Source organism: Amycolatopsis sp. NPDC048633 (assembly GCF_040650695.1).
In the GTDB taxonomy this organism is placed as follows: Bacteria; Actinomycetota; Actinomycetes; order Mycobacteriales; family Pseudonocardiaceae; genus Amycolatopsis.
Genome location: NZ_JBEZHS010000037.1, coordinates 17,707 through 39,746, shown reverse-complemented (window position 1 = coordinate 39,746; position 22,040 = coordinate 17,707). Strand labels below are relative to the sequence as shown.

The window sequence follows — 22,040 nt, the reverse complement described above, 5'->3', positions numbered from 1 at the left end:
CTGTGCCACGCGGGAAACCCTCCTCCACCCAGTACGGTCGAAGCCGCGCGGTCAAGGGGGTCGACAGGTGGTCCAGGCACGGGTGGCGGCCGCGGAGGCCGGCTTCGCCGATCGGGCCGGCGACATCATCGCGCTGGCCCGGCTGTCCACCGGGCCCGGTGCAGTGGGCGCGATCCTCGATTGGCTCGCCGGGCGGACCGGAGGGACGGTGGCCCTGCTCGGGACCGATGGCGAGGTCGTAACCGTGCCGTCGGGCCGGCACCGCCCCTCCCCCCGAGCTCTGACCACGGCCGCCACCGCGGTCGCCGACATGCACCGGCGCGGGACGCCCTCGGCCGTGCTCGGCGATGAGTCGTGCACCATCGACCTCGTCCGTCTCGGCAGCGAAGCGCCATACCTGATGGTCACCGGCTCGGAAGACCGCCGGCACGGTGTCCTGCTCGCCGACGTCTCCCGCCTGCTCGGCTTGTGCTGGCGGGTGGAGGAGGCCGAACAGACCCGGCAGCGGGTCGCCTCGGCCATGGCCCACAGCCGCGAGGCCGTGCTCCACCTGCTCATGATCGGCAGCGTGCCCACGGCACGGCGGATCGCCGCGACGCTGCGGCACCGGCTGCCCGACCTCTGCCGGGTGTACATCGTGGCGTGCCCGGCCGGCCGGCGGGACCTGGTGGCGGACCGGATCGAGCACTTCGCGCGGGGGCGGGCGTGGATCGTGCCCTGCCCCGTTTACCCGCACCACCTGATCGCGCTGGTGCCGCCGGGCCGCGACCACAGCGCCACCCGGCTGGACAGGGTGATCGCCGAACGAGTCCCCGAGTCCAGGGTCGGCGCCGGCGAAGAGCTGCCGCTGCGCGAGACCGCGATCGGCTACGAGCAGGCGTTCCACGCCTTGGCGGTGGCCCGCGGCGTGCCCGGCGGGTACGCCCGGTTCGACCGGCACACCGACCTCACGCCGCTCATCGACCCCCGCGGACACGCCTGGGCCACCGGTTTCCTGGCCCCATGCCTGTCCTACACCCCGGCACGGCGCGCCGACCCCGGTGCCGAGGAGCTCCTGGCCACCTTGAACTCCTGGCTCATCTTCGAGACCGGCGCGAGCCGCCACCTCAAGATCCACCGCAACACCCTCACCGCCCGTCTGCACCTGCTCGACGGCCTGCTCGGGGTGGACCTCACCCACGTGTCCGACCAGTCGGCCGCCTGGCTCGCGCTGCGGCTGCACTCCGCCCACCACGCGAGCACCACACCGCCGCGCCCGGCCACCCTCGACGGATTGCTGGGCACCCCGGCGGCGAGCGTCTGGGCACGATCCCAGCTCCACCCGCTCGAGCGGGCCGATCTGCCGAACGGCTTGGAAACGGTACGGGCCTGGCTACGTGCCGACACCCGGCTTCCGGCCACCGCCGCGGCCCTCGCCATCTCCGCGCCGGCCACGCGCAAGCGGCTGACCAGAATCGAACAGGTCCTCGGCCGTTCCCTGCTGCACGCGCCCAGCGCCAAGCACGAACTGTGGCTGGCCATGCGGATCCTCGGTTCGCTGTGACGCCGGATCACTGGTCACAACGAAACCGCCGCGGGGTCTCACTGTGCACCCTGTGACTCGCCACGACACGCGACGGATGGCTACCTTCGGGACCGGGGAAGACGTCGCGGCGCACCTGGGGGTCGTCGCGAACATGCTTCTCCCGGCCATCTTCGACGACACCGAACGCCCGGGACCGGTCAGGGCGCGGCGGTGTAGAGCGTCGTCCGGATGATGTCGGTGAGGACTTCGATGACCGTGGCGTCGCGTGCCGGGTCGGCGCCGCGGACGAGCTGATAGCCCGCGCGTTCGACCATCCACGTGAGGACCGCGGCCGTCTCGGCCGGCACCACCGGGCGCATCACGCCGGCGGCCTGGCCGCGTTCGATCGCCTGCCGGGTGGTGTCGATGATCGACTGCATCAGCGTGCGCAGCTCGTCGGCGACCGTCGGGTCGTAGGCCGCGGTTTCGGTGATGATCGTGAATGCCGCCGCTCGCCGGCGGTAGACGCCCACGATCGCCGTGACGGCCGTGGTCAGCCCGGCCCGGTCGGCGTGCTCCGCCGTCTCCCACCAGGCGCCCGCCACATCACGCAGCTCGCTCAGCACGGTCGTGGCCAGCCGCCGGACGAGGTCGCCCTTGTCCTCGAAGTGGACGTAGAACGTCGAGCGGGAGATGCCGGCCGCCGCGGCCAGCCGTTCGACGCTGAGCTCGGTGAAGCCGGTGCCCGCCCCGACGAGGTCCTCGGTGGCCGCGAACAGGCGTCGTTCCAGCTCGGCTCGGCGGTCCTGGCGCTTGCCGGCGGCGGGCCGGGTGACTGAGGGCATCGGCGTCTCCACGTACGGGAAGTGATCGCCGTCATCGTAGCCGGACGACAAGTCCGGACACTGTGTCCAGACATCGAGTCTTGACGCCGTGTCCGATTCAGGCGCATCCTGGACGGACCGAACCTGGGGAGGCGCCATGCCGGTGTTGTGGGCACTGTGGGGAATCGGCGTCCTGAACGTCGTGGCGCTGGGCGTGAGCCTTTCCGCGTCCCTGATCCGGGAGCGTGTCACCGGCTCCGCGACGCCGGCTTTCATCACGATCCTCTTGACCATGTTCGCCATGGTGACCACGGTCGTCGGCGGCTTCAGCGGTCTCTTGCTCGTCCTGCTGACCGACGCGGGCGTCGTCCTCGTCGTGGGCACGGTCGTCCTGCTCGTCGGCGCCGCTCTCGTCGCGGCCGGCTACCTCGGCCACCGCCGGCTTTCCCGCCGGGTCGCCCGCATCGGCCGGCAGCTCCTGTCCCGGGAGGAGGTGCTCGACCTGCTCGCGGCGGGCCTGGTGCGCTCCTTCTCACGGCGGGACGGCGTCTTGGAGGTGACCCTCGATCCCCGCGTGGCCAGGGAACGGGAGCTGTGGACCCGTCGCGCCGACCCGCGGGACTACCTCGCCTTCGTGGCCGCCGCGGACGAAGTCCTCGCCGAAGGCCGCATGCTTCAGTACGACGACGAGACGGGGGAAGGCCCGCCGTCGACGAACCTCCGCTGGATCACCCTCGAAGAAGCGGCCGCCCTCCTGGGCACCGGCCGGGTCCGGAGCTTTTCCCACGGCAGCCGCGGGCGGTCCGGCGACGACCGTACAGCGTTCCGCGGGACTCCCACCGGCATCAAGCTGACCGACCACGGCTGGGTGCGCCACATCGCGGTCACCCCGGAGCTGGAGGCGGCCACGATCCCGCTCGCCCGCGCCGCCCGGGCGATCCACGGAACGCCGGAGTTCCTCGTCGACGGCCACCGCGAACGATAGTCCCGAGGCGGCTGAATTCCGTCAGCTCGCGGGGATGGAACCGAGCAACGCCAGGACCGCGGCCGACTTCGTGTCGTCGAGGAAGCGCAGGCCCATGAAGTGGTCGCCGGCGGTGAAGCCGGGCAACGCCCAGATCTCTTCGTAGGCCATCCCGATGCGCCGGTAGTGACGCAGGCTGTAGACGTTGCTGAACAAGCACTTCCCGGGATCCGGGTTCCACAGCCGCCGCGCGAAGGCGGGGTTGCGGAAGCCGTGTCCCACTTCGGCGGTGGCCTGGACGTGCTTGCGGCCGGTGAACAGCACGACGTCGCCGGTGCCCACGGTGTCCATCCGGCGGTCGTACTTGTCCTTGGCGCCCCAGAACCGCGCCCGGCCGCCGCGGTGCAGCGCGGTCAGGCGGGCGAGGTCGGCCGGGGCGAGAAGGTCTGCGTAGGCGCGGAAGTCGACGGTGTTCTCCAGCGACTCCGCCCCGTACCGGCGGGCGTCCGCGGTGCCGTAGGCGGGCTGGATGAAGACCTGGACCACCGCGCCACGCTAGCTCAGCCGCCGTGGGTGGTGTCGCTCTGGTACGTCGTGTACGTGTACGGGTTGTCGAGGATCTTCGCCTCCGGGACGTCCGGGTTCATCCCCTTCGTCCACGCCTCCTCGCCCAGCTGCCCGCGCAGGTGCTCGACCGTCGACTCCACCTGGCGGCGGACCGCCGGGAGGTCCACGTCCACCAGGCGGCCGTCGCGCTTGACCACGCGACCGTCGACCAGGACCGTGTGGACGTCGCCGCGCTGGGCCTGGAACGCCACGTGGCCGTACGGGTTCAGCAGCGGGAACGACACCGGCGAGTGCTCGTTCTTCAGCAGCACCACGTCCGCCTTCTTGCCCACCTCGAGGCTGCCGATGTCCGAGCGGCCCAACGCCGCCGCGCCGCCGCGGGTGGCCCACTCCACCACCTGCTCCGCCCGCAGCGCCGCGTGCGTCACCGTTTCGCCCTTCGCGTGCGCCTCCAGGTGCTCGCGCGAGCGGTCCGCGCCCAGCGTCGTGCGCATCGCCGAGAACAGGTCGCCGCTCCACCAGACCGACGTGTCCATCGACAGCGACACCGGGATCCCGTACTGCCGCAGTGCCCAGGTGGACGGGTAGCCCTGGCCCGCGCTCTGCTCGCTCTCCGTCGAGACGGACGCCGACCCGCCCGTCGCCGCGATCCGGTGGTAGGAGTCCGCCGACAGGGACGCGCTGTGGACGTAGACCGTCTCGGGGGTCATGAACCCGTGGTCGTGCATCAGCTTGATGCCGTCGTCGCCGGTCGCGCCCCAGACGCCCGCGTGCGTGGTCACCGGCACGCCCAGCTCGCGCGCCACCTCGAAGGCCGGTTTCTCGGGGAACGCCGGGTCGCCGGTGACGTCGAACGCGAGCTGGAAGCCCAGGTCGCCGCCCGTGCGACGCGCGACGAAGTCGCGGAACTCGGGGGTGCCGGTCCACGTCGCCGGGGCGTCCTGGATGTTGCCGTAGGCCAGGACGAACCGGCCGGGCACGGCTTCGAGCGCGTCGGCCGCCGCGTCGGCGTGCTGTGTCGTCTGCAGGCCGTGGGACCAGTCCACTGTGGTCGTGACGCCCGCTTCGAGCGCTTCCCACGCGCCGAGGACGTTGCCCGCGTGGATGTCTTCGGGGCGGAACACCTTGCCCCACTCGAGGTAGTACCAGACGAAGTACTGCGTGAGCGTCCAGTCGGCGCCGTAGCCGCGCATGGCCGTCTGCCACAGGTGCCGGTGCGTGTCGATCATGCCCGGCATGACGATGCCGCCGGCGGCATCGATCTCGGTCGTGCCCGCCGGGACCTCCAGCGCGGGCCCGATCGCGGCGATCTTGTCGCCGGTGACCAGGACGTCTTCGCCGGGCAGCACCCGGTGGGTGTCGTCGAGGGTCAGCACCGTGCCGCCCCGCAGGACGATCGATCCGGTCATCGCTTCCTCCGGTTGCGTACACTCGTCCGCTCTGCGGACACTCACAGGGTGAAGTCACCTTTGCCCAGTGCCGAGCCGGTGTCAATGCCCGCCGCTACGCTGCGGGCACGACTGCGAGAGGGAGGCCGCGCATGCCACGCGAGGGAACGGGTCCCGACTTCATCGAAGCGCTGGCGCGCGGGCTCGAGGTGATCACGGCGTTCGGGCCGCACCGGCCGGAGCTGACCCTGGCCGAGGTGGCCACGGCCGCCGGCCTGGCCCGCCCGACCGCGCGCCGGATCCTGCTCACCCTGGAAGAGCTCGGGTACGTCCGCGCCGGCGGCCGCGGCTACGCCCTGACTCCGCGCGTGCTCGACCTCGGCGTCGCCTACGTGCGCTCGCAAGGCCTGTGGGACGTCGCCCGGCCGCACCTGGAACGCCTGGTCGAACGCACGAACGAGTCGTGTTCGATCGCCCAGCTCGACGGTTCCGACATCGTCTACGTCGCCCGGGTCGCGGTGCCGAAGATCGTCGGGCTCACCGTGCAGATCGGCACCCGCTTCCCGGCTTTGCCGACGTCGCTGGGCAAAGTCCAGCTCGCCGCACTGGCCCCCGGCGAGCTGGACGCGGTGCTGGCCGAGCCGACCCGCTCCGGGCTCGTCCCGCGTTGGCAGCCGGACCGGGCCGAGCGCGACGCCGAGCTGCGCGAGGTCCGCGCCCGCGGCTGGGCGCTCACCGACGAGCAGCTCGCGCTGGGCATCCGCTCGGTGGCCGCGCCGCTGCGCGACGGGTCCGGCCGGGTGATCGCCGGGGTCAACGTCAACTGCCACGCCGCCGAGACGCCGGTCGAACGGCTCCTGGAGCACCACCTGCCGCTGCTGCTGCAGGCCGCCGGGGAGATCAGCGCCGACTTCGCGCGGCTGCACGACGTCCCGCACGTGACCGTGCCCGCGGTGTCTTGACCGCCACGGCACTCCGGGGCAAACTGCGGACACAAGTCCGTCAGACGGACAGGAAGTGAGGACCGGGTGGAAAACAGCGCTGCCGGCCCGTTGTCCGGGCTGCTGGTCGCGGACTTCTCCCGGGTGCTCGCCGGGCCCTACGCCACGATGCTGCTCGCGGACCTGGGCGCCGAGGTCGTCAAGGTCGAGGGACCGCAGGGCGACGAGACGCGCACATGGATGCCGCCGGTGCGCGGGGACGTCTCGACGTACTACCTCGGCGTGAACCGCGGGAAGCGGTCCATCGCGCTCGACCTGCGCGAGGAGGCCGACGCCGCCGTCGCCCGCGAGCTGGCGACCCGCGCCGACGTGGTGATCGAGAACTTCAAGCCCGGCGGCCTGGCCAAGTACGGCTTGGACTACGACTCCGTCAAGACGGCCAATCCCGGCACCGTCTACGCCTCCATCAGCGGCTTCGGCTCCGGTGAAGGCCGGCACGTGCCCGGTTACGACCTGATGGTGCAGGCGATCTCGGGACTGATGAGCCTGACCGGCGACCCGGACGGCCCGCCGTTCCGCGCCGGGATCTCGGTGTTCGACGTCATGGCCGGCAACCACGCGGTGATCGGCATCCTCGCCGCCCTGCGCCACCGCGACGCGACCGGCGAAGGGCAGCACGTCGAGGTCAACCTGCTGTCCTCGGCCCTGACCGGGCTGGTCAACCACAGCTCGGCCTACGCCGCCGGCGGGGTGGTGCCGTACCGGATGGGCAACGCGCACCCCAGCGTCTTCCCCTACGAGCCGTTGCCCACCGCCGACCACGACCTGATCGTCGCCGCGGCCAACGACGGGCAGTTCCGCCGGCTGTGCGAGGTCCTCGGCCTGCCCGAGGTCCCGGACGACCCGCGGTTCGCCCGCAACGCCGACCGCACCAAGAACCGCGAAGAGCTCAGGCCGGTCCTGGTCGAGCGGCTCAAGGAACGCGGTGCGGTGGAGTGGTTCGACGCGCTGACGAACGTCGGCGTCCCGTGTGGACCGATCAACACCATCGACGGCGGCTTCGCGATGGCCGAGCGCTTCGGGCTCGAGCCGATCGTCGAGGTCGGCGACGGCGACCGGGCCGTCCCCACGACCCGCCACCCGATCCGGTTCTCCGCGACCCCCGCCGCCTACCGGCTGCCCCCGCCGGAGCTCGACGAACACGGCGCCGAACTGCGCGCCTGGCTCACGGAGACCACGGATGACTGACCCCACTTACGAAACCGCACTCGGATCGTCCACGAAGGACAAGATCACCCTGCTCGGCCAGGACCTCGCCGAGGACGTCATGGGCACCGTCGGCTTCGGCGAGCTGGCCTTCTGGCTGGCCACGCAACGCCGTCCGTCCCCAGGGGAAACCCGGGTGTTCGAAGCGGTGCTGGCGGCGCTGGCCGACCACGGCTTCACCCCGACCGCGATCGTCACCCGGCTGACGTACCTGTCCGCGCCCGACTCGGTCCAGGGCGCGCTCGCCGCCGGCCTGCTCGGCGGCGGGTCGCGCTTCCTCGGCGTCACCGAGGACTGCGGCCGGTTCCTGCACGACGTCCTGGCCGCCACCGAAGACGTGCCGACCGACGAGGCCGGCTGGGATGCACTCGCCCTGACGACCGTCGAAACCCGCCGGGCCGAAAAGAAGTTCGTCCCCGGGCTCGGGCACCACGTGCACAAGGACGGCGACCCGCGGACCCGGCGGCTGTTCGAGATCGCCGCCGAGGAAGGCCTGCGCGGCCCGCACCTGGAGCTGTTCGCCGCCATCGGCCGCGTACACCCGCAGGTGCTCGGGAAGACGCTGCCGCTCAACGGTGCCGGTGTCTGCGGGGCCGCGCTGGCCGATCTCGGGCTGCCGCTGGAGCTGCTGCGCGGGTTCGCGCTGCTGGCCCGCACCGCCGGGCTCATCGGCCAGCTCGCCGAAGAGCTGCGCCACCCGGTCGCGAACGACATCTTCCTGTCGGTAGACCTGAACAACCGGCCGGTCCCCCCGGACCCGCAACGCTGAGAGGAACGCCGATGCAGCTCGTCACCGAGGACAACATCACCGAGCTCGCCGCGCAGCGCTGGTCGAGCGCGCACGACCCGCGGACGGCGGAGGTCATGGCCGCCCTCGTCCGGCACCTGCACGCCTTCGCCCGCGAGGTGCGGCTGAGCGAGACCGAGTGGATGGCCGCCATGCGGTGGCTGACCGAGACCGGGCAGATCAGCGACGAGAAGCGCGAGGAGTTCATCCTCGCCTCCGACGTGCTCGGCCTGAGCATGCTGGTCGTGCAGATGAACCACGCCTTCGACGCCAAGGCGACCCCGGCCACCGTGCTCGGCCCGTTCCACATCGACGGCTCGCCGGAGCAGGAGTTCGGCGGCGACATGTCCGACGGCCTGCCCGGCACGCCGCTCTACGTCACCGGCACCGTCCGCGGCCTCGATGGCTCCCCCGTCGGCGGCGCCATCCTCGACGTCTGGCAGGCCGACGAAGAAGGCGCGTACGAGTCGCAGATCCCGGACATCGACGAAGCCCGGCTGCGCGCGAAGTACGCCACGCGCGCCGACGGGACCTACTGCCTGCGCACGATCGCGCCCAAGGGCTACTCGATCCCGATGGACGGCCCGGTCGGCGAGCTCATCGGCGGCACCGACATCAGCCACTTCCGGCCGGCCCACGTGCACTTCCTGATCAACGCGGCCGGCTACGAGCCGCTGATCACGCACCTGTTCGAGGAAGGCGCCGAGTACCTCGACAGCGACGTCGTGTTCGGCACCAAGCAGGAGCTGGTCGTGTCCTTCGAGCACCGCGACCCCGGGCCGACGCCCGACGGTGGCGAATCGGCCGAGCCGTGGCTCGAGGCGCGCTACGACTTCGTCCTCCAGCCCGTCTGACGCCGGTGCGCGCGGCGGAGATCCGGGCGGCGGGCGCTCCCCCGGTGGTGGCCGACCGGCCGGTGCCCGAGCCCGGGGCGCACGAGGTCGCGGTGAGCGTCACCGCGGCCCCGATCACGCCGCTCGACCTGCTCTGCGCGTCCGGCACGTCCTACTTCGGGCAGCCGGGGACGCCGTATGTGCCGGGGGTCCAGGGGGTCGGCGTGCTGACGCGCCCGACGCCGACCGAACCGGCCGGGACCGCGGTCTGGTTCGCCACCACCGCGGGCATGCGGCCGGGGGACGGCAGCATGGCCGAGCACGCCGTGGTCGCGCCCGCCGACCTGGTGGTGCTGCCGGCGGGGGCGGACCACGCGCTCGTCGCGGCGCTCGGACTGTCGGCCGTCGCGGCCTGGATGTGCTTGACGGCCAAGGGAAACCTCGTCCCGGGTGAGACCGTGCTGGTGCTCGGCGCCGGCGGTGTGGTCGGCCAGTCGGCTGTGCAGCTGGCCCGCGTGGCCGGGGCCGGGCACGTCGTCGCCTGCGCGCGGTCCGACGCCGCGCTGGAACGGGCCCGGCGGCTCGGCGCGGACAGCGTCGTCAAGCTGTCGGAGGACGACGACGCCGACTCGCTGGCCCGGCGGTTCGGCGATGTCCCGGCCGACCTCGTGATCGACCCGGTGTCCGGGATCCCGGCCGCGGCGGCGCTGCGCACGCTGCGCCCGGGCGGACGGCTGGTGAACCTCGGCAGCGCGGCCGGCGACGAGTTCCCGGTGTCCTCGGCCGTGCTGCGCAGCCGGTCGCTGCACATCCACGGCTACACGAACAACGAGCTCGACACCGGCCGGCGCCGCGAAGCACTTCTCACGGTGGTGGGACACGCGATCGCCGGGACGCTCACCGTCGACTACGAACGTGTCCCGCTGCTCGACGCGGGCACCGCCTGGACCCGCCCGGGCCGGATGGTGCTGGTGCCTTAGCGGGCGTAGCCGTTCGCGGCCAGCTGCTTGCCGATCTGGTCGAAGACGGCCTGGTCGTCCGGCACGACCGTGGCCAGGCCGTCGACGTACCGGTTGAACAGGCAGAACGACGCCGCGAGCAGGACCGTGTCGTGCAGCTCGGTGTCGGTCGCCCCCTCGGCGCGGGCCGCGGCGACCAGCTCTTCGGTGACCGCGCGGCCCGTTTCCCGCACGGCCAGCGCGATCCGCAGCAGCGCTTTGAGCTTGGCCGACACGGGGGCATCGTCGATCCCGCCGCACGCGGCGTCGACGACGGCCCGGCCGCCTTCGATCGTCTCGGCCGCCGCCGCGGCGTGGCTGCCGGTGCAGAACCGGCACTCGTTGCCGTTGGACACGACCGTCGCGATCAGCTCGCGCTCCCCGACGGTGAGGGTGCTGGGGCCGCGCAGCAGGACCTGGGCCAGCTGCCCGAGCGGCGCCGCGGTCTCCGGCCGGTAGGCGAAGAGCGCCGAAATCCCCGGCAGCTGCGGGTCGAGCGGGATGTGCGGCATCAGGTCCTCCTCGGGGGGCCGAAAGATCTCCCCGTGAGTCTTTCGGCCGAGGGCGGCCCGGCCAACCTCCGCATTGCGCAACCGGGCCGCCGCCGAAAGGATCAGCCGAGGGTGAAGTCGTCGGCGTAGAGGGCACTTTGGCCGTACCAGCCGTGGACGTACACCGTCACCGCGCCGGACGCGCCGGTCGTGAACGGCACCGACAGCTGGGTCCAGCCGCTGCTCGAGGTCCACGTGCTGGCGTTCGCGCCGCCCCGGACCCCGAGGTAGGCGTAGCTGCCCTGCACCCAGGCCTTGAGGGTGTAGGCGTGGTTCGGCGCGAGCGTGACGTTCTGCGCGGCCTCACCGGTGGCCGAGGAGGTGGGCACCACCTGCAGCGCGTGGGTCCCGGAGTGGGCCGGGGACGCGACGATCGCGTCACCCGCGGCGCTCCACGGGCTCAGCACGCCGGTCTCGAACCCGCCGTTGACGACGCCACCCGCGGGCGGGGTGCCCTTGACGGTGAGGGTGAAGGTCGCGCTGTGGCTCGCCGACGCCGCAGCACCGGTGACGGTCAGCGGGTAGACCCCGGGGACCGCCGCCGACGTGGTGCTCACCGACAGCGTCGCGCTGCCGCCCGCCGTCACCGACCCGGGGCTGACCGACGCCGTGACGCCGGCGGGGGCGCCGGTCACCGACAACGTCACCTGCTGCGCGGAGCCGGACGTGACGGCGGTGGTGACGGTCGCGGTGGCCGAGCCGCCCGGGTCGACGGCGGCCGAGGACGGGTTCGCGGCGAGCGAGAAGTCGTTGCCGGGCACGGTCGTGCCGCCGGTGAACGGCGCGAAGGCGTGGCTGAAGAACCACGTGTCCTGGGCGATGCCGGAGCAGTTGTCCGCGGCCGCGCCGCCGGGGCAGCTGCCGTTGTCGCGTTGCAGGGCCCAGAACGACAGCTCGTTGATGCCCTTCGAGACCGCCCAGTTGTAGACGGTGGCCGCGTCGGCGGTCGTGAACGTCTCGGCCGGGCCGAAGTCGTCGACGCCGATCATCTCGGTGATCCCGACCATCGCCCACAGCTGCGCCTGCGTCTTGCCCGGGTACAGGGCGCCGAGCTGGGAGACGAGCCCGGTGGCCGAGGTCTGGGTGTCGGTGGCCATCTGGTGGGCGGCGTTGTCGTAGTAGTCGAAGGTCATCATGTTCACGACGTCGACGCGGGTGCCGTTGGAGACGGCGTTGCGCAGCACGGCCAGGCCGCTGTCGGCGAGGCCGCGGGTGGTCGTGGGCAGGGTGTAGGAGATCTGCAGCGACCGCCCGGACGCCGCGGCCCAGTCCTGGACCTTCTTGATGGCCTTGTTGCGCCGGTCGATCCCGGCGGAGTTGGTCAGTGAATTGTCCTCGATGTCCATGTCGAGGCGCGGGACGTCGTAGGTGGTGATCACCGACTCGTAGGCGGCGGCGATCGAATCCACAGTGGTGCAGCTGTCGGCGATTTCGGTGCCGGTGTTGTCGGCGGTGTAGCCACCGAAGGACGGGATGACGTCGCCGCCGCGGGAACGGATGGTGGCGATGTCCGAGCCGAACGTGGAGTTCGCGATCGGCATCCCGGTGTCGCCGTTCCAGTAAACGGTGCAGGAACCCTTGGTGGCGGCCTGGATGAAGGCCATCGTGAGGTGCTTGGCACCCGACTGCTGCGCCAGCGCGGCGGGGCTTTCGCCGGTCCAGGCTTCGAAGTACGGCGCGAAGACGTGCGCGGGCAGCGGCGTGGCGGCTTGGGCGGTCCCGGCGGTGGTCACCAGTGAACCGGTGGAAACCGCTGCCATGGCCAGCAAAACGGACATTCGGGAGAAAGGTCTGCGTCGACGCATCTGCGCTCCAGTGCCGGCGGAAGCCGTGCCGCGGCGTAACACGGCGAGAACGTCTTCAGGATTGGATCAGACCAATATCGGCGTCAAGGTCTAGACCACTAAACCGGCCGGATGGCCGCACGCGTTGCTCGATCGTCGTTTCGACGGGAGATGACGCCGAGTGAGCAACAATCGACTACAAAAAGGTGCCAACTCCTGCGGTTTGCCGGTAGCGTGCGCGTCCATGCGGGTGAACTGGGGGAAGATTGGACAGCGCAGAGTGACCAAGCCGTGGCGTGCGGCACCGAAGGCCGCCCTCTCCAGCCCGCTCACGCTGATCGTCGCGGCGGTGACCTCACTGCTCGCCTGTTTCCTCGGCACCGCCGCGGTCCTGCAGGCCTCCGCCGCCGGCGGCGCGACGATCGCCTACCAGACCGGGATCACCTGCCCCGACAGCTACGGCCCGGTGTTCGGCAAGGGAAACATCCCCGTCAAGGACATCCCGGCCGTGACCGGCGCGGTGCAGCGCCACGCGCCCGCGCACGGCTTCGGCGCCCCGGTCGTCGGCCAGTACACGACCGTCCTGCTCGGCACGCAGTTCGACGGCGGCCCGGGCTACAAGGTCCGGCTCGCCTCCCGCGGCCAGGCAGGTCTGGACAACCTGGCGCTCCAGCAGGGCACGCGCGCGCCGGGCCTGTGGCTGGGCAACGTCCTGGCCGACGGCGAGCACATCGGCGTCGGCGCCAAGCCCAGCATCCGGGGCGACGTCCTGCCGCCGGTCACCGGCATCTACCGCGACCTGCTCGACCCGCCGCCGCGGTGGTGGTGCTCCCAGCAGTCCGGCGCCGTCGTCGACCGGCTCGCCAACGACCCCATCGACTCGATCGTCTTCGCCACCGACGACAAGACCTTCGCCGACACCGTCAAGGCCATCGGCCTGCCGACGATGCAGTACTTCCACATCTCGTTCTACGAACCGGCACCGACCACGCTCAGCGCCGCCGAGGACCTGCTGCAGCGCTCCCGCGACCTCATCGCCGACGTCCGCGCGGACCTCACCGCCCAAGGACTCGGGAACCTGGTCGCCGCCGACGTCCCCACCTTCGACCGCTCGGTGCAGATCGCCCGCCAGGCCCAGGACAACGTGTTCGTCTCGATCCTGCCGCTCGCGCTGATCAGCGTCCTGGTCGGCTGCGCCGGCCTCGGCACCGTCGCCCTCCAGTGGTACCAGCGGCGCCACGCGCAGCTGCGGCTGCTGTCGGCCCGCGGCAGCGGCCCCGGCGCCCTCGGCGGCCTCGCCGTCGCCGAACTGGGCCTGCCGATCCTGCTCGGCGGCGCCCTCGGCGCGGTCGCGGCCCGGCTGCTGCTCGGCGTGTACGGGCCACCCGGCACACCCGACCCCGAGGAGGAGCTGCGCGCCGGCGTCGTCGCGGCGGGCGTGCTGCTGGTGTCGCTCGCCCTGCTGGCCCTGGTCGTCGCCGTCCGGGCGCACCGGGAGTTCGAACTCGGCCGCATCCGCCGCGGCGGCAACCGGCTGCGGCTGCTCGGGTACTTCCCGTGGGAGCTCGCGACGGCCGGCATGGCGTGGCTCGGCTGGACCCGCCTGGCCCACTACAGCACCGGCTCCCGCCTCGGAAATCCATTACCCCAGGTCGATCCGCTGGCCCTGACCTACCCGGTGTTCGTCGTGCTGACCGTCGGCCTGCTGACCGCGCGGCTGGCGTGGCTGGCCCTGCACGCCTCCCACCGCGCCCGGCTCTGGTCGCGCCCGGCGCTGCAGCTGGCGATCCGCCGGCTCGCCGGCGCCCGCGCCCCGGTGACCGGCGTCCTGGTCATCGGCACCCTCGCCATCGGCACGCTGGCCACCGGCATCGGCATCGCCGACGGCCAGGAGGACGCGCTCGACACGAAGTCGGCGATCTTCGTCGGCGGCAACGCCCGCCTCGACACCGACAGCCCGATCGGGATGGGCGACGTCGCGATGCCCGCCGCCCTCGCCGGCGACAGCACCGTCGTCGGGGAGCTGACCGGCACCGGCGGCGTCGTGCTGGTGGTCGACCCCGCGACGTTCACCAAGGGCGCCGCCGTCGGCGACGTCCCGGCCGACGACCTCGAGGGGCTGCTGCGGCAGATCTCGCAACCGGACCCCAAGGGCACGCCGGTGCTCCGCGTCGGCCACACCGCCAAGCAGATGGCGCAGCTGCCCGACGGGCTCCGCGACGCCGTCACGGTCGCCGACCTGCCGGTGTTCCCGATGATCGGCACCTCGCCCGGCTACGTCGTCTCCCGCACCGCGCTCGACCACGGCCAGCTGGACCGGGTCCCGAAGTGGAGCGTCCTGACCGGCGCGTCGATGGCCGACGCGACCGCCGCGTTGCGCGCCGCGGGCGTGTTCATCCCGAACCGGATCAGCCGCGAAACCGCGCTGGACGGACTGCCGTTCTTCGTCGTCTCGTGGACGTTCTCGTTCGTGGCCCTGCTCGGCGCGGTCCTCGGGCTCGTGGCGATCCTCGCGCTGCTGGTGGCGGTCGAGGTCCGGCGGCGCCAGAACGCCCTCGCCGGGGCACTGGTGCTGCGGATGGGCATGCGGCCACGGACGCTGCTGGCGAGCCACCTGATGGAGCTGGGCGCCCTGAGCGGGCTGGCCATCGTCGTCGGGGTGGTGTGCGGGATCTCGGTGGCGGGGCTGTCGGTGCCGCGGTTCGACCCGGCGACCTTCCTCGCACCCCGCTCCGAGCTGCCCGACCCGCTGCCGTTCGTGCTGACCGTGCTGGCCATCGGCGTGCTCGTGGTGGGCCTGGCCGGCTGGATCGCGGTGCGCTCGGTGCGCACCGCCCGGACCGCGGAGCTGATCCGTGCCTGACAAACCGATCTTCTCCCTGCGCGGCATCGGCGTCGACTACCCGACGCCGGCCGGGGTCGTCACCGGCGTCGACGACGTCAGCTTCGACGTGCCCGCCCGCGGCATGACCGTCTTCGCCGGGCCCTCCGGCTCCGGGAAGTCGACACTGCTGCGCGTGCTGGGCCTGTTCGAACAACCCGTGCGCGGCACCCTGACCTTCCAGGGCGCCGACGTCCGCAAGCTCAGGCACCGCGAACGACGCGCACTGCGGCGCCACCACCTGGGGCTGGTGTTCCAGAACCCGTCCGACAACCTGCTCGGCTACCTTTCGGTGGCCGAGAACCTGCGGGCCGCGGCCGAAGCCGCCGGGACCGACTGCAACCCCGACGACATCCTCGGGCAGCTCGGCCTGCACGGCACCGGCGACTGGAAGATCTCCGCGCTCTCGGGCGGGCAGCAGCAACGGCTCGCGTTCGGGTGCGTGCTCGCCGCCCGCTCGACGGTCATCCTGGCCGACGAGCCGACGTCCCAGCTCGACGAGGCATCGGCCGACCTCGTGCTGGACACCCTGCAGTACCTGGTGGACCAGGACTTCGCGGTCCTGGTCGCCTCACACGACGAACGCCTCATCGACCTCGGCGCGCGCGTGGCCCGGCTGCACAAGGGCACCCTCGAAGGCGTCGAACAACGGGAGCCGCGACCATGACCGCCCAAGCCGAGCCGTCCATGCTGGAAGCCGTCGGGCTGCGCCGCAGCTTCGCCCACCCCAGCGGCGACATCGAGGTGCTGCGCGGGCTGGAGCTGCGCGTCGCCGCCGGCGAGCTCGTCACGGTGTCGGGCCGGTCCGGCTCGGGCAAGAGCGCGCTCCTGGCGCTGCTGTGCGGGTTCGACTCCCCCGACTCCGGGTGCGTGCTGCTGGACGGCGTCCCGATAAGCGGCGCACCCCCCTGGCACACCTGCGCCGTGCTGCCCCAGGCGCTCGGACTGGCCAACGAGCTGACGATCGCGGAGAACGTCGCCCTCCCGCTGCGGCTGCGCTCGGACATCCCGCGGCCGTCGAACGCCGACATCGACGCGCGCGTCACCGAACTGCTCGACGAGCTGGGCATCGGCGAGCTCGGCGACCGCTACCCCCTGGAAGTGTCGTTCGGGCAGCAGCAACGGGTCGCGCTGGCCCGCGCGGTCGCCGGCCGGCCGAGGGTGCTGCTGACCGACGAACCGACCGCGCACCTGGACGCGGGCTCGACCCCCCGGGTCCTGCGGCTGCTGCGCCGGTGCGCCGAAGAAGGCGCCGCGGTGATCGTCGCGACCCACGACGACGAGGTCCACAACATCGCCGACCGCCGCGTCCGCCTCCTCGACGGAGTGCTCACCGCACTGCTGGACTAACCGATCAGGAATCGAGAAGCGCTGGTCAGTGGCCCGGAATAGCGTCGTCGCCGTACCGCACCGACGACTTCAGGAGCACCGATGAGCACCCAGGGGATCAAGACCGTCCTGCACCCCGTCACCGACGTGGCCGCCGCCAAGGCCGTCTACACGGCGCTGCTCGGCATCGAACCCCAGGCCGACGCGCCCTACTACGTCGGCTACGACACCGAAGGCCAGCACATCGGCCTCGTCCCGAACGGCGCGCAGCAGGGCATGACCGGCCCGGTGACCTACTGGCACGTCGCCGACATCCAGGCGAAGCTCGCCGAGGTGACCGCCGCGGGCGGCAAGGTCAAGGACGAGCCCAAGGACGTCGGCAACGGCCGCCAGGTCGCGACCTTCACCGACGCCGACGGCAACGTCCTCGGCCTGCTGCAGGACCCCGCCTAATCCAGCGCGGTCGCCCGGCTGATCTCCTCCCAGGCGGCCAGGTCCGCCGCGAGCGCCTGGTGCTGGGCCCGGATCGCCGCCACGGCGTCCGCGCCCAGCGCGAGGTGCAGCGGGGCGTCGTCGCTGCCGACCGCGCGGACGATCGCCGCGGCTGCCTTGGCGGGGTCGCCGGGCTGGGTGCCGTCCATGGACTCGACCGCGTCCCGCGTGCCCGACGTCGACACCGCGTACGCGTCGATCGTGCGGGAGCGGTGCATCCGGCCGCCGCCGAACTCCGTGCGGAACGCGCCCGGCTCCACGATCAGCACCTTCACGCCGAACGGCTTCACCTCTTCGGCGAGCGCCTCCGAAATGCCCTCCAACGCATATTTCGCCGCGGAGTACGCACCGAAGCCGGGCATCGACAGCTGCCCGCCCATCGAGCTGATCTGCACGACCGTGCCGCTGCCCTGGGCACGCAGGTGCGGCAGCACGGCCTTCGTCACCGCGACCGCGCCGAAGAACATCACCTCCATCAACGCGCGCAGCTCTTCGAGCGTCAGCTCCTCGACCGCGCCGACCGAACCGTTGCCGGCGTTGTTGACCACGACGTCGATCCGGCCGAACTCCTCGAGCGCCGTCTTCACCGCCGCGTCGACCTGCCCGGCGTCCGTGACATCCAGCGCGGCGGTCCGGACCCGGTCCCCGCCCCGTGCGAGCAGGTCGGCCAGGGTCTCCGGCCGCCGCGCGGTCGCCAGCACCCGGTCACCCGCGGCCAATGCGGCCAGCGCGATCTCCTGCCCGAACCCGGCCGAGCAGCCGGTGATCAGCCAGACGCGGCCGTCGGTGTTCGTCATCTTCGCGTTCCTCCCAGTGGTTTCCTCCCCGCCATCCTGCGGACGATCACCACCGCACCGCCAACACCGATCTCCTGCCAGGGCTACAGTCCCAGCCTGTGACCCCCGAGCTCCGGCAGTTCCGCTACTTCGTCGCCGTCGCCGACGAAACCAGCTTCACGCGCGCCGCCGCCGGCCTGCACATCGCACAACAGTCGCTCTCCCAGCAGATCACCGTCCTCGAACGAAGCCTCGGCGCGCGGCTGTTCGACCGCGACGCACGCGGAACCCGCCTCACCGCCGTCGGAGAGCTCTTCCTGCCGGAGGCCCGCGCCGTCCTCGCCCGCGCCGACGACGCCGTCGCGACACTCGGACGCGCGGTACGCGGCGAGATCGGCCGCGCGCGGCTCGCGTTCCTCACCACCACGGCGAACTACCTCCTGCCCCCGATCGTCCGCGCGGTCCGCGAGCGGTTCCCCGACCTCGCCGTCACCACCGCCGAGGCATCGATCGCCGAGCTCGTCGACGGCCTGCGCGAAGGCCGGTTCGACCTCGCGTTCACCCGGCCACCACTGGTCGACGGCCTGGCCTCCCGGACACTGCTGACCGAGGAGGTGTGCGCCGTCCTCCCGGCCGACCACCCGCTCGCCGCCCGCGCCTCACTGACACTGGCCGACCTGGCCGGAGAACCGTGGGTCCTGACCCCGCGCGGCAGCTGGGAACCCTGGCACCGCAGCTACGACGCCGACTTCGCCGCCGCCGGCTTCACCCCACGCGTCGTCCAGCGCGCCGCCACCGTGCAGGGACTGCTCGGCCTCGTCGCGGCCGGGGTCGGGGTGACCCGGCTGACCCGCTCGTCACACAGCCTGCGACGCAGCGGCGTGGCGTTCGTCCCGCTCGAGGACGACGTCGCCCGGACCGAACTGGTGTGGGTGCCGGGCCACGACAACCCGGCGGTCCCGGTGATCGCGGACGTCGCCGCCGAACTGGCGGCGACCACCGACCTCACCGAGGCCGGTTAGCGCTTCGCCGGAATCGCGCGAGATGCCCGCTCTCGCCGGATTCACATCGAAAGTTGATCGACAAGCCCATTTGGTTGACGAATATCCGCACCTTTTCTTGTTGACGCCCAACCGGTAACGCAAATAACCTGTTCAATGTCAACGAGTGATCGTCTTCCTTACGAGGAAATTGGTTTCAGCTGAGGAGCCGCGGGATGAACTCGCCCGAAGTCCGCCCACCATCCCTGGAAGACGGCGGATCCGCACTGTTCGCGTGGGTCGACGAAATGCGCGAGAACCACCCCGTCGTCGCCGATGACGACGATACCTGGCACGTATTCCGGCACGCCGACGTCCGCCGCATTTTCACCGATCACCAGACATTCTCCTCCGACCCCGGATTGCTGCTCCCCGACACCGCCGAAGCCGTCCGCGGCAATATGGCGGCCGTCGACCCGCCCGTCCACCACCGGCTGCGGAAACTGGTCAGCAAGGCATTCACCCCCAAGGTCGTCGCCGACCTCGAACCGCGGATCGTGACCGCCACCGACACCCTCATCACCGAAATGGCCGAGCGGGACGACCCCGACCTCATCCGCGACCTCGCCTACGCACTCCCCGTCGCGGTCATCGGCGACCTGATCGGCATCCCACCCGAAGACCGCGCCCTCTACCGCGGCTGGGCCGACGCCCTGCTCGGCGGCGGCGCCCCCCAGGAAGACGGCACCTCCCTCACCGAGGTCATGGACGCCTACCTCTCCGCCCTGCTCGCCCAACGGCGCCGCGACCCCGAAGACGACCTCTTCAGCGCCCTCGCCCACGCCGAAGTCGACGGCGAACGCCTCGCCGACCACGAAGTGCTCAACTTCGCGTCCCTGCTGCTGGCCGCCGGCCACATCACCACCACCATGATGCTCGGCAACACCGTGCTGTCCCTGCACGAGTTCCCCGACGCCGCCGCCGCGGTCCGCCGCGACCCCGGCCTCGTGCCCAGCCTCCTCGAAGAGGTCACCCGCCACCGGCCCCCGATCATGCGCCTGCTGCGGATCAGCACCACCGACGTCGACCTCGGCGGCGTCACCATCCCCGCCAAGTCGATGGTCACCCCCTGGGTCCTCGGCGCCAACCGCGACCCACGCCACCACACCCGCCCGACCGAGTTCGACCCCCGCCCCCGCAAGGAACCCAACCTCGCCTTCGGCGGCGGCGTCCACTTCTGCCTCGGCGCACCCCTGGCCCGGCTCGAAGGACGAGTGGTCTTCGAACAGCTCCTGGACCGCTTCACCGACATCCGCGTCCGCGACGGCGTCCAGGTCGGCTACCCCTCACCGATGATCTTCGGCGTCCGGGAACTGCCCGTCGAGCTGGTCCCCCGCCGAGCCATCGCACGCTCGGCGTGACCGGTGACGCACACCCGTCCGACCACTGATCCGTAGACTCGACGACGATGCGACGTCTCAAGTGGTACTGGGGAGCCTTGGTCCTCGCGTGCGTAGCCCTGCTGGCCGGCTTCTTCGTCTTCTTCGGCTCCGAAAGCAAAACCGGACAACCGCAACCCCGCCAGGGTCCACCCGGCACCGGACCGCTCACCATCGTCGCGATGGGCGACAGCACCGTCTCCGGCGAAGGCGCCGGCCAGTACACCGCCACCACCAACGGCCAGGGCGGCAACTGGTGCCACCGCTCCCCCAACGCCTTCGTCGACAAGATCACCGCCCCCGGCATCACCGCCCACGTCAACCTCGGCTGCTCCGGCGCGCCCGCCGAACAGGTCGCCCTCGGCGACGTCAAGCAGTGGACGGAACCGTCACAGGCGCAGCAGCTCGCCGCGCTGGTCAAGGACCACCGCGTCGCCGCGGTCGTGATCGCGGTCGGCGCCAACGACGAACCGAAGTTCTCCAACCAGGTCACCGACTGCTTCAAGGCCTGGTTCAACGTCGGCGGCCCGCCGTGCAGCACCGCGCTCAAGCAGACCTGGCAGTCCAAAGTGGACGCGATGGTGCCGAAGGTCGCCACCGCCGTCTCGGACGTGAAGAAAGTACTGGCCTCCGCCGGGTACGTCCCGGCGGACTACCAGCTGATCCTCCAGTCCTACGCCGCCCCCATCGGACCGGACGTCCCGGAAGACCTGCGCAGCCTCAACGGCTGCCCCTTTCGCGTCGAAGACCTGCGATGGATCTCCCAGACCGGGATCGGAGTGCTCTCCTCCGGCCTCAAGGCGGCCGCCCAGCAAACCGGCGCGCGGTTCCTCGACCTGGCGAAGGCCGGGGCGAAGCACGAGGCGTGCAGCGGCGGCGCCAACCCGGCGACCGAGTGGTTCACGCGGCTCACGCTCCAGCTGGCGGACCTCGGTCAGGCCGACCGGGCGGGGCACGCACTCCAGGAGTCGTTCCACCCCAACGCCGCCGGCCACGCGGCGATCGCGAACTGCCTGACGGAGTTCATCGCGGTCCGCGACGGCAACGCGTCCTGCCTCGCGGGTGCGGACGGAAAACTCCACCCGGCCCCGGAGGTCGTGGCGCGCTGACTCACCTCGCTCTGGGCGGGTTTAAGGGGTGACGTGTGTGCTCAACGGGACCGCTGTTTTTCGACCGTGCCGAGTGGTATAGGCCGTTATACAGTTAAAGATCGAGGGCCGCTCGCAGGGCGATGTCGATGCGCTCCTGGACGTCCAGGTCGATCTCGGCGATGCGCTCGTCGAACCACGGCCGGTAGAGCCGGGTCAGGTTGAGCGTCGAGACCCAGTACCGGGCGTCGATCGCCACCCCGAGGATGTCCTGCGGGTCGCGTTCCAGGAGTTCGGTGCCGAGCAGCCAGGGGCGCTCGGACTCGTTCACCCCGTCCGAGGACAGCAGCACCACGGTGCGCTGCCGGGCCGGTTCGGTCGGGGGGTGATACGTCCAGACTTCACCCCTGCGCACGCAGATCCTTCTCCGCCGCCGCGAGCTCGGCCTCGTCGAACTCCGCGACGACCGGCTCCGGCTTCTGCGGGGTGTAGCCCGTGCGAACCGCCTCGCGCCGGGCCGCCTTCGACAGCCAGGACGAGACCGAGATCCCGTGTGCTTTCGCGGCGCGTTCGGCGAATTCCAAGGCGCCACTGTCCAGCGAAAGAGTCACCTTACGTGTTGCCATACCTTTTACCGTACCAGTGACC

The 22,040-nt window shown here is 71.7% G+C and carries 22 protein-coding genes; 14 read left to right on the top strand and 8 right to left on the bottom strand.

The window, feature by feature from the left end:
- Nucleotides 1–67: 67 nt before the first annotated feature.
- Complete coding sequence (locus AB0C38_RS41005; protein ID WP_360683877.1) at nucleotides 68–1,543, top strand: helix-turn-helix domain-containing protein; 1,476 nt, start codon at nucleotides 68–70, stop codon at nucleotides 1,541–1,543.
- A gap of 179 nt (nucleotides 1,544–1,722) precedes the next feature.
- Here AB0C38_RS41005 and AB0C38_RS41000 read toward each other — a convergent pair whose 3' ends face one another.
- Complete coding sequence (locus AB0C38_RS41000; RefSeq protein ID WP_360683874.1) at nucleotides 1,723–2,349, bottom strand: TetR/AcrR family transcriptional regulator; 627 nt, start codon at nucleotides 2,347–2,349, stop codon at nucleotides 1,723–1,725.
- Nucleotides 2,350–2,485: 136 nt separating this feature from the next.
- On the opposite strand from AB0C38_RS41000, the gene AB0C38_RS40995 reads away from it, so the two are divergent.
- A complete protein-coding gene (locus AB0C38_RS40995) occupies nucleotides 2,486–3,313 on the top strand; it encodes a hypothetical protein (RefSeq protein ID WP_360683871.1) in 828 nt (275 codons plus the stop codon).
- Nucleotides 3,314–3,334: 21 nt separating this feature from the next.
- Here the strand turns inward: AB0C38_RS40995 and AB0C38_RS40990 are convergent, their stop codons facing one another.
- Nucleotides 3,335–3,838, bottom strand: a complete 504-nt coding sequence (locus tag AB0C38_RS40990) for a hypothetical protein (protein ID WP_360683868.1) — start codon at nucleotides 3,836–3,838, stop codon at nucleotides 3,335–3,337.
- 14 nt (nucleotides 3,839–3,852) lie between these two features.
- The gene (locus AB0C38_RS40985) at nucleotides 3,853–5,268 is read right to left on the bottom strand and encodes an amidohydrolase family protein (RefSeq protein WP_360683865.1); all 1,416 of its coding nucleotides are present in this window, start codon (nucleotides 5,266–5,268) and stop codon (nucleotides 3,853–3,855) included.
- 131 nt (nucleotides 5,269–5,399) lie between these two features.
- Here AB0C38_RS40985 and AB0C38_RS40980 point away from each other — a divergent pair, with 131 nt between their 5' ends.
- The 5 genes from AB0C38_RS40980 (at nucleotide 5,400) to AB0C38_RS40960 (ending at nucleotide 10,054) form a co-directional block, all read left to right on the top strand.
- On the top strand, nucleotides 5,400–6,209 hold the full coding sequence (locus AB0C38_RS40980) for an IclR family transcriptional regulator C-terminal domain-containing protein (protein WP_360683862.1): 810 nt from the start codon (nucleotides 5,400–5,402) through the stop codon (nucleotides 6,207–6,209).
- A gap of 66 nt (nucleotides 6,210–6,275) precedes the next feature.
- Nucleotides 6,276–7,436, top strand: coding sequence for a CoA transferase (locus AB0C38_RS40975; protein ID WP_360683859.1), 1,161 nt, complete (start codon nucleotides 6,276–6,278; stop codon nucleotides 7,434–7,436).
- Nucleotides 7,429–8,223: a citryl-CoA lyase gene (locus AB0C38_RS40970; protein WP_360683856.1), complete on the top strand. Its 795-nt coding sequence runs from the start codon at nucleotides 7,429–7,431 to the stop codon at nucleotides 8,221–8,223. Before AB0C38_RS40975 ends, AB0C38_RS40970 begins: the two co-directional genes overlap by 8 nt.
- An 11-nt stretch (nucleotides 8,224–8,234) precedes the next feature.
- Nucleotides 8,235–9,095 carry a dioxygenase gene (locus tag AB0C38_RS40965; protein ID WP_360683853.1) on the top strand — a complete coding sequence of 287 codons (861 nt, stop codon included), beginning with the start codon at nucleotides 8,235–8,237 and terminating at the stop codon, nucleotides 9,093–9,095.
- Nucleotides 9,096–9,100: 5 nt separating this feature from the next.
- Nucleotides 9,101–10,054, top strand: a complete 954-nt coding sequence (locus tag AB0C38_RS40960) for a zinc-binding alcohol dehydrogenase family protein (RefSeq protein ID WP_360683851.1) — start codon at nucleotides 9,101–9,103, stop codon at nucleotides 10,052–10,054.
- Here the strand turns inward: AB0C38_RS40960 and AB0C38_RS40955 are convergent.
- Both AB0C38_RS40955 and AB0C38_RS40950 read right to left on the bottom strand, forming a co-directional pair.
- Nucleotides 10,051–10,584 (bottom strand): carboxymuconolactone decarboxylase family protein, encoded by a 534-nt coding sequence (locus AB0C38_RS40955; protein ID WP_360683848.1) that lies wholly within the window; start codon nucleotides 10,582–10,584, stop codon nucleotides 10,051–10,053. The genes AB0C38_RS40960 and AB0C38_RS40955 overlap by 4 nt on opposite strands.
- Before the next feature lie 101 nt (nucleotides 10,585–10,685).
- Nucleotides 10,686–12,401 (bottom strand): glycosyl hydrolase family 18 protein, encoded by a 1,716-nt coding sequence (locus tag AB0C38_RS40950; RefSeq protein WP_360683845.1) that lies wholly within the window; start codon nucleotides 12,399–12,401, stop codon nucleotides 10,686–10,688.
- Between the two features lie 286 nt (nucleotides 12,402–12,687).
- On the opposite strand from AB0C38_RS40950, the gene AB0C38_RS40945 reads away from it, so the two are divergent.
- From AB0C38_RS40945 to AB0C38_RS40930, 4 genes are all read left to right on the top strand, one after another.
- Complete coding sequence (locus AB0C38_RS40945; RefSeq protein WP_360683841.1) at nucleotides 12,688–15,270, top strand: ABC transporter permease; 2,583 nt, start codon at nucleotides 12,688–12,690, stop codon at nucleotides 15,268–15,270.
- Nucleotides 15,263–15,955 carry an ATP-binding cassette domain-containing protein gene (locus AB0C38_RS40940; RefSeq protein ID WP_360683838.1) on the top strand — a complete coding sequence of 231 codons (693 nt, stop codon included), beginning with the start codon at nucleotides 15,263–15,265 and terminating at the stop codon, nucleotides 15,953–15,955. The genes AB0C38_RS40945 and AB0C38_RS40940 overlap by 8 nt, the downstream gene beginning before the upstream one ends.
- Nucleotides 15,952–16,638, top strand: coding sequence for an ATP-binding cassette domain-containing protein (locus AB0C38_RS40935; protein WP_360683835.1), 687 nt, complete (start codon nucleotides 15,952–15,954; stop codon nucleotides 16,636–16,638). The genes AB0C38_RS40940 and AB0C38_RS40935 overlap by 4 nt, the downstream gene beginning before the upstream one ends.
- Nucleotides 16,639–16,719: 81 nt before the next feature.
- On the top strand, nucleotides 16,720–17,070 hold the full coding sequence (locus tag AB0C38_RS40930; RefSeq protein WP_360683832.1) for a VOC family protein: 351 nt from the start codon (nucleotides 16,720–16,722) through the stop codon (nucleotides 17,068–17,070).
- On the opposite strand, the gene AB0C38_RS40925 is transcribed toward AB0C38_RS40930, so the two are convergent.
- Nucleotides 17,067–17,906 carry an oxidoreductase gene (locus AB0C38_RS40925; protein ID WP_360683829.1) on the bottom strand — a complete coding sequence of 280 codons (840 nt, stop codon included), beginning with the start codon at nucleotides 17,904–17,906 and terminating at the stop codon, nucleotides 17,067–17,069. The genes AB0C38_RS40930 and AB0C38_RS40925 overlap by 4 nt on opposite strands.
- A 98-nt stretch (nucleotides 17,907–18,004) precedes the next feature.
- Between AB0C38_RS40925 and AB0C38_RS40920 the strand changes: the two genes are divergently transcribed.
- The 3 genes from AB0C38_RS40920 (at nucleotide 18,005) to AB0C38_RS40910 (ending at nucleotide 21,413) form a co-directional block, all read left to right on the top strand.
- On the top strand, nucleotides 18,005–18,907 hold the full coding sequence (locus AB0C38_RS40920; protein ID WP_360683826.1) for a LysR family transcriptional regulator: 903 nt from the start codon (nucleotides 18,005–18,007) through the stop codon (nucleotides 18,905–18,907).
- Nucleotides 18,908–19,101: 194 nt separating this feature from the next.
- The gene (locus tag AB0C38_RS40915; RefSeq protein ID WP_360683823.1) at nucleotides 19,102–20,286 is read left to right on the top strand and encodes a cytochrome P450; all 1,185 of its coding nucleotides are present in this window, start codon (nucleotides 19,102–19,104) and stop codon (nucleotides 20,284–20,286) included.
- Nucleotides 20,287–20,333: 47 nt separating this feature from the next.
- Nucleotides 20,334–21,413 carry a GDSL-type esterase/lipase family protein gene (locus AB0C38_RS40910; protein ID WP_360683819.1) on the top strand — a complete coding sequence of 360 codons (1,080 nt, stop codon included), beginning with the start codon at nucleotides 20,334–20,336 and terminating at the stop codon, nucleotides 21,411–21,413.
- 94 nt (nucleotides 21,414–21,507) lie between these two features.
- On the opposite strand, the gene AB0C38_RS40905 is transcribed toward AB0C38_RS40910, so the two are convergent.
- Both AB0C38_RS40905 and AB0C38_RS40900 read right to left on the bottom strand, forming a co-directional pair.
- Nucleotides 21,508–21,807 (bottom strand): hypothetical protein, encoded by a 300-nt coding sequence (locus tag AB0C38_RS40905; RefSeq protein ID WP_247023286.1) that lies wholly within the window; start codon nucleotides 21,805–21,807, stop codon nucleotides 21,508–21,510.
- Nucleotides 21,794–22,018 carry a hypothetical protein gene (locus AB0C38_RS40900; protein ID WP_360683814.1) on the bottom strand — a complete coding sequence of 75 codons (225 nt, stop codon included), beginning with the start codon at nucleotides 22,016–22,018 and terminating at the stop codon, nucleotides 21,794–21,796. The genes AB0C38_RS40905 and AB0C38_RS40900 overlap by 14 nt, the downstream gene beginning before the upstream one ends.
- Nucleotides 22,019–22,040: the final 22 nt, after the last annotated feature.